This is a genomic window from Protofrankia sp. Cj3, from assembly GCF_917627355.1.
GTDB lineage: Bacteria > Actinomycetota > Actinomycetes > Frankiales > Frankiaceae > Protofrankia.
Map to the genome: position 1 here is coordinate 2,207 of NZ_CAKJTR010000193.1, position 6,880 is coordinate 9,086.

Here is a 6,880-nt window from a genome sequence, read left to right on the forward strand (position 1 = left end):
GGCCACCAACGCCGGGACCGTCGTCGGCTGGCCGTATGGGTCCGCCGCGATCGTTGCCGGGAACAACGGGGTCTTCCGCGCGGCCGCGTCCGCGATCCGCCGCTGCTACAACCACGGGCACCGCCGGTGGTCCCGGATCACCGACGGACGGCGGGCCTCGGTCACCTGGGCCGCCCGGTCCACCGGCGGCGGGCACCGCGGAACCAGTCGGCACGCCCACGCCGTCTCCGGCTGGCGGCCCTGGGGGTGGTGCGGAGCCCTGGACGCCACCTCGTGCAGGCCCACGCCCCAGTACCCGTACGCCAGGACAAGGTGACCGCTCTCAGCGACCAGGCCGCCGCCGGATCCATCCGGCCGGCGCCGCTGACGATCAAGAAGCGGACGGTGATCGACCATGAGTGGCTCACGTCTGCCGGTGTACCGGCTCGTGGACAGACAGGCCGGTGGGGTGCTGTTCGGTCTGACCGTTCCACAACTTCTCCTGGTCGCGACGGGTCTTGGCGCGGTGGTCGTCTCAGTGTCCACGCATTCGCCACGGGGTCTTGCCACCGGTCTCGGGGTCGCCGGCGGCTGCGCGGCGTTGGCGTTCGTTCCGGCCGGCGGGCGGCGCCTGCACGCGGCGCTTCCGGATGCCGTGGTGTTTGCCGTGCACCGCCTGACCGGGCGGCATCGCTGGCTCGCGCCGCTACCGCTGCCACTCCTCACCGGCAGTCCGGCGCATGCCCGAACAAAGCGGCAATCGGCGGCGGCTCTGCCGCGCTGCCTGGCAGGGATGGACATCGCCGCGGTGCCACGCCCGGCCTGGGCGGACGGAGACCGACGCCTGGACCCTGTCGGCCTTGTCCGGGACGAACGCTCAGGGACCTGGACCGCGATCCTGGCGGTGCGAGGCGGATCGTTCTCCTTGCTCGACCCCGCCGACCAGCACCAACGGCTGGCGGGTTGGGCGCAGCTGCTGTCACAGTTCGCCCGCGAGTCCTCACCGCTGGTCCGGCTCGGCTGGTCGCTGTGGTCCGCTCCGGCACCCCTGTCGGAACACCTGTCATGGCTTGACGAGCGGACCGCGGAGCACTCCCCCATGAGTTCCTTCAACGACGCCCGCATCCGATCATCCGCGCTGGACGCCGCGGAAGCGGCATACCGCCAGCTTCTCGACGAACAGGCCACACACCTGCACCGCCACGACCTACGAGTATGGATAACCCTCGATCGCCGACGGATCGGCCGGCGAATGGGGACCCCACCGGACGCCACGCTCGCCGCCGCACGGGCACTGACCGACCGTGCACGCGCGGCAGGCCTGGTCGTCAGCGCGCCGCTGTCTCCAGTGGAGATCGCCGAAGCGATGCGGGTGCAGGCCGATCCATCGGTCGTGGCGACCCTCGCCCATGTCCGGCGTGGTCTGGCCGAGCATGCCGGGATGTCCAGCGTGCTGGCCACCACGCACGCCGGGCCGCTGTCGATGGAGATCCGCTGGACCGCAGTGCGGGTGGACAGCACGTGGCATCGGGTGTTCTGGGTCGCGCGGTGGCCCGCTCTCGGTCTGGAACCGGATTGGCTGGACCCGCTCCTGCTCCACGCTCCGTGTGTTCGCGCAGTCACGGTCGTGCTGGAGCCTGTGTCGCTTCGCGCGTCGCGGCGGCGAATCAACGCCGAGTCGGTGACGATCGACGGCCAGGTCGCGATCCGGGAACGGCACGCCTTCCGCGTCCCTGTCCACCTGACCCGGGCACACGCCCAGGTCGACCAGCGGGAAACCGAACTGGCGGCCGGTTTCCCCGAGTACGGCTATCTGGCTCTGATCGACGTGGCCGCGCCCTCACGCGAGGAGTTGGACGAAGCCAGCAACACAATGATCGACCTTGCCGCCCAGTGCGGGGTCACCGAGCTACGTCCGCTGCACGGCCGGCATGATGCCGCCTTCGCCGCGGCCCTTCCCCTGGGACGTGCCCCCGGTCAGGCGCTCCTGGAAGGCCGGGCATGACCCGCCCGTCGGCACCCCGCCGGCGCTCCCGCCTGGCGTCCACGGTCGGTAGGCGGTCCGGTCTGGCGCTTCCGCGTGGCGTGGCGACCACCGCTCATCTGTGCGCGATCTACCCGTTCGTGATCGAGGCCGGTCTCGGCGTCGCCGGGGCGTTCCTCGGTCGGGACAGGCTCACCGGCGGCGGGTTCTTCTTCGACCTGGTCGAGGCGTACGACGCCGGTCTCGTCCAGGGCCCGAACATGGTTGTCTCCGGCGCCGGCGCCTACGGCAAGTCCGCGCTGGTGAAGTCCTACGTCTACCGCACCGCGGTCCTCGCCGGCCCGACACGGTTCGTCGCCGTCATCGACCCGAAGGGCGAGTGGATACCCCTCGCCCGCGCTCTCGGCTGGGCGGCCCTGCAACTGCGTCCCGGCGGCAACCTACGGGTCAATCCCCTCGACCCCGGCCCGGCCGCCACCCGGCTGCCCGAGACCGATGCACTCAGTCATCGGACGGCTGTGGCCACCACTCTGCTCGCGATCTCGCTCAGGCAGGCGGAACTGTCCGCTGGCCAGCAACGCCTGATCGCGGTCGCCGTCCGCCGTATCTCCGAGGCCGGGCGGCACGGCGGCACACCGACGTTGGTCGATCTGCGTGATGTTCTCGCCCGGCCGGACACGGCTATGGCCGACGCGCTCGACACCACGGTGGACGAGCTCGCCGAACGACGCCGCCCGCTCCTGGATGCCTGCGCGATGTTGGTCGACCAGGACCTGCGTGGGATGTGCGACGGTCCGACCAGCGTCGAACTCGACTGGGAACACACCGGCGGGATCGTCCTCGACCTGTCCGCGCTCCTCACCAACCGCCGCGCGCTGAAACTCGTCCTCACCGCCGCGTCCGGCTGGCTTGCCGGAGCCATGTACGGGCAACCCGACCGACACAAACTCAACATCATCGACGAGGGCTGGATCGCTCTCGACGACCTCGCGATCGTTCGCTATCTCCAGGACCAGTGGCGCCTCGGCCGTCAGTTCGGCACCGCGAACATCCTCATCACCCATGCCATCGCCGACCTGGCCTCCCAGGTCGACAGCGACAAGGCCCAGGGCAGGATCGCCGAAGGGCTGCTGAACACCACCAGCGTCCGGGTGTTCCTCCACCAGAACCCCGAGCAGGTTGCCCGGCTGCTCAGCGACATGGGCCTGACCAGCACGGAATCGGCGCTCCTCAAGCAGTTCGCCCCGTTCCAGGCCCTGTGGAAGATCGGTTCGCGGACCGCACTCGTCGACCACGTCATCGCACCGTGGGAATGGACTCTAGCCGACACCGACCAGGCCATGCGCGGTCATCCGGATGCCCAACGCCAGCGCGGGGTGCATCCGGACGGCTACGATGGCACGTAGGGGTAGACGCGCCCCGGCGGTCATCCCCGGGCAGCAGTCGCTCTTCGACACCGACACGTTTGCCGGTCCTCCCAGCGCCACACCTGATGTGCCGCCTGCCGACGTCCCGACCCCCGAGTCGCCGGAACCATCGACCGCGCACGCTCCGACACCCGGCAAGACCAATGCCGATGCTCCTCGTCCGACCGCGGCGGTCGAAATCCCCCGAGAGGATCTCAGCGATGCCCGAGCGCAGGTACGACCCGCCGAGCCAGACCGGCCCGACGAGCCAGACCGAGCCGAACCCGTCCCGGATACGCCGGACAGTCGAGGACTGGATGACCCGGCACGCCCCGGCGACGGCGGCCAGGCTGGCGTCCGATCCGCACGGCCCGCAGGCGTTGGACGACGCGGCGGCGACGATCTGCCGCAAGCTCAACCGAGCCGAGGTTCTGCGGACGGACCCGACGACGGTCGAACCGGACGACGACGAGGAGTTCTACGTCGAGGACGAGATCTTGCTGGCGGTTCCGGCGGAGAAACTGGAGCGCGTTCTGGTCAGGATGCTGGCGTCCGACGAGGACTACTGGTCGATGCAGCTCCGGCTGCTGCCGATGATGTACCCGGCGGACCCGGCGACGCCGGAGCCGTTTCCCCGGCCGGCTCAACCGCGTCGCGACAGGTAGCGAAAGACGCCGCACAACCGGGCGGGCGGGCGTCCCCGGCCCAAGATGATCATCCGGAGCAGTTCCGCCCGCGATCGCAGGACAACCTTGCACCTCGTGGACTGAAGAGCAAGGCAAAGGCGAACCTCGCCGCCCTGCGGATGCTGCGCTGGCTGGAGGACGAGGGTCGAGCGTCAAGCCCGGCCGAGCAAGTGACGCTGGCGCGATGGTCGGGGTGGGGAGCGCTGCCCGGGGTGTTCGACGAGGCGAATGAGCAGTGGTCCGCCGAACGTGCCGCGCTCCGCGATGCCGACGCCTGGCGTGCCGCCCAAGCGTCCACGCTGAACGCACACTACACCGACGCGGCCCTGGTGCGGGTCTGCTGGGACCTACTCGAAGGACTTGGCTTCACCGGAGGGCGCGTCCTCGAACCCGGGTGCGGCTCGGGTAACTTCATCGGCCTTGCCCCGAACCTCCCGATCGACATTATCGGCGTCGAGGTCGACCCGACCACAGCCCGGATCGCCGCCGCGCTGTACCCCGACGCCGACATCCGGATGCAGGGGTTCGAGGACACGCGGCTGCCTATGAGCAGCTTCGACGCGGTGGTGGGCAACTTCCCGTTCGGGAACTATCCCGTGTTCGACCCGGTCCACAACCCGGCACGGCGTTCCATCCACAACCATTTCGCGATCAAATCACTGGACCTGTTGAAACCCGGCGGCATCCTGATCGCGATCACCTCGTCGTTCACCATGGACGCGCGTAATCCAGCGGCCCGCCGCGACATTCAGCAACGGGCGGACCTGCTCGGGGCGATCCGGCTGCCATCGAAGGCTCATGCCGCGGCGGCCGGAACCGACGTCGTCACCGACATCCTCGTGCTACGCCGCCGGCCGTCCGATGCCGAACCCGCGCTGTTCACCTGGGAAGACACCGTCGAGGTCGACCTCCCCGCGGAAAGCATCACCCCAGGCCATCCGGACACCGTACGGATCAACCGTTACTTCGTCGACAGGCCCGAGGCGGTCCTCGGGCGGCTGGGCGTCGGCGGCCCGTACTCGGCCACCGTGACCGCGGTCGTCGCCACCGACGACTGGAAAGAACGTCTGGCAGAGCAGGCAGGAGTCATCCGGGACTCCGCATTGCTCGCCGGTCAAGGCTGGTCCCCGCGGGCTCCCGAACCAGCGACACGCACGGCACCCGCGGCCGATCTCGACGGCGGAGGCCTAACCATCGTCAACGGCAAACTGATGGTCACAGGCGCAGGTGGGACGAGCCAGCCCGTGCGGACCCGCAACCGCGCCGAAGCCGCCGAGCTGCAAGTCCTGGTGGAACTTCGGGACACCGCACGACTCGTGCTGTCGGCGCAGGCATCGGACGATCCCGCCGACACCGTCGCCTGGACAGCCGCCCTGCGCCGGCTGAACGACCTGTACGACGCCTACCGCACGCGGTTCGGCGCGCTCGCGGACGCGGTCATCGAAAGCGGCGAACCCGACGGCGACGAAGTCGAGAGGGTCAGCCGGGTGCCGCGGGGTCCCGCCGCGCATCCTCCGCGACTCCGGGTGGCCGTTGCTCGCCGCCTTGGAGACCGTGGACCGGGCCAGCGGCGACGTCAACAAAGCCGCGATCTTCACAGAGCGGGTAGTGGCGCCGTTCCGCACGCCAACGGGCGCGGAGACCGCCGCGGAGGCGCTGTCCATCTGCCTTGCCACCGAAGGACGAGCCGATCTCAGCCGGATCGCGGGGCTGCTCGGCGTCAGCGAGTCGGCCGCGCTCGAGAAGCTGAGCAACCTCGCCTTCCAGAACCCAGAACACGGAGGGCATCTTGAGACGGCGGCAACCTATCTTTCCGGTAATATCCGGCGAAAACTAGCCGTCGCGCGGGAAACCGCCGAGTCCGACCCCCGATGGTTGCGTAACGTCACCGCACTCGAAGGCGTTCTACCGAAAGACCTGGTTCCGGAGGAGATCGGTGTGCAGCTCGGGGCACCCTGGATTCCCGCTGCGGACATCGGGGAGTTCATCGGTGACCTCCTGGGCATCCGCCCCGTGCCGGTCTACCACTCGCCGACGACCGCCACCTGGGCTGTCGACCTGGGCCGGAACCACCGTGCCCGTCTGGTCGCCGCGTACAGCGAGTGGGGAACGCGCCGGGCCAATGCGTTCGACCTGATCGAAAACGCACTCAACCTACTGCGACTTGCATTCCTCACCCTGCAAGACCTGGAAGCGGGAGACACCGCGTTCGACGCGGCGTTGGACGACGGATTCCGAGCCTCCCTCGACACCGACTCTCCCGATGACCTGGCAGTTCGGGTGAACGGTTGGCTGGACGTCGCCGTGAGCGGCGCGAACGGCGATGACGTCCGGGCAGTCGAGCTCCTCGGCCGAATGATCGACTTCTGCCGAGGGCGACTCGACCTGCTCAGCCAGCTCCACTGGCACCTTGCGGCCTGGCCGTACGACTCGGAAAACCCCGAGGTCCGGGACGGCCGTGAGGTCCGGTGTCAGATCCAAGCCCGGATCGAACAACACCTGCGGATCCGCGGCGCCGACCGCCGACCGCCGACATCAGCACCGCCGTCCGTCGTTGACTGGTCAGGAGCGCAAGAATGAGGAAACGAGCCAGAAGTGGACCGGCGGCACTGATCACGAGCCTACTGGTCGCGTCCGTCGCGGTGGAGATCGCGGTCCGCTGGCAGTGGCGGGCATGGTTCGTCGGCACCGTCGTACTGGCCGCCTTCTACGCCATCACCTGGAGACAGATCCTCCTACGGCGGGACGCCGAGGGCCGAGTGCGACGGGCCGAGGAGCAGGCTCGCAACGCCGCATCGCCGAAACCGACAGGAGCGGGAATCCGG

At 69.4% G+C, this 6,880-nt stretch carries 7 protein-coding genes; all 7 read left to right on the forward strand.

The annotated features are described in order from the left end of the window. A partial coding sequence (locus MJ783_RS19635; protein ID WP_239312440.1) for a hypothetical protein occupies positions 1-316 on the forward strand: 316 nt, incomplete at its 5' end. Between the two features lie 78 nt (positions 317-394). Then, positions 395-1,984 (forward strand): SCO6880 family protein, encoded by a 1,590-nt coding sequence (locus tag MJ783_RS19640; RefSeq protein WP_239312441.1) that lies wholly within the window; start codon positions 395-397, stop codon positions 1,982-1,984. Then, the gene (locus MJ783_RS19645; protein WP_239312443.1) at positions 1,981-3,369 is read left to right on the forward strand and encodes an ATP-binding protein; all 1,389 of its coding nucleotides are present in this window, start codon (positions 1,981-1,983) and stop codon (positions 3,367-3,369) included. The genes MJ783_RS19640 and MJ783_RS19645 overlap by 4 nt, the downstream gene beginning before the upstream one ends. 221 nt (positions 3,370-3,590) lie before the next feature. After that, positions 3,591-4,034: a hypothetical protein gene (locus MJ783_RS19650; RefSeq protein WP_239312445.1), complete on the forward strand. Its 444-nt coding sequence runs from the start codon at positions 3,591-3,593 to the stop codon at positions 4,032-4,034. A 140-nt stretch (positions 4,035-4,174) separates the two neighbouring features. Beyond that, complete coding sequence (locus MJ783_RS19655) at positions 4,175-5,848, forward strand: methyltransferase domain-containing protein (RefSeq protein WP_239312447.1); 1,674 nt, start codon at positions 4,175-4,177, stop codon at positions 5,846-5,848. A gap of 145 nt (positions 5,849-5,993) precedes the next feature. After that, positions 5,994-6,635, forward strand: a complete 642-nt coding sequence (locus MJ783_RS19660) for a hypothetical protein (protein WP_239312450.1) — start codon at positions 5,994-5,996, stop codon at positions 6,633-6,635. Further along, positions 6,632-6,880 (forward strand): hypothetical protein (locus tag MJ783_RS19665; protein ID WP_239312453.1); only part of this gene is annotated, 249 nt, incomplete at its 3' end. The genes MJ783_RS19660 and MJ783_RS19665, both read left to right, overlap by 4 nt.

Excerpts from the sequence above, each read along its gene's own strand:
- MJ783_RS19640 (WP_239312441.1), top strand. The coding sequence starts at position 395 with ATGAGTGGCTCACGTCTGCCGGTGTACCGGCTCGTGGACAGACAGGCC.
- MJ783_RS19645 (WP_239312443.1), top strand. The coding sequence starts at position 1,981 with ATGACCCGCCCGTCGGCACCCCGCCGGCGCTCCCGCCTGGCGTCCACG.
- MJ783_RS19650 (WP_239312445.1), top strand. The coding sequence starts at position 3,591 with ATGCCCGAGCGCAGGTACGACCCGCCGAGCCAGACCGGCCCGACGAGC.
- MJ783_RS19655 (WP_239312447.1), top strand. The coding sequence starts at position 4,175 with ATGCTGCGCTGGCTGGAGGACGAGGGTCGAGCGTCAAGCCCGGCCGAG.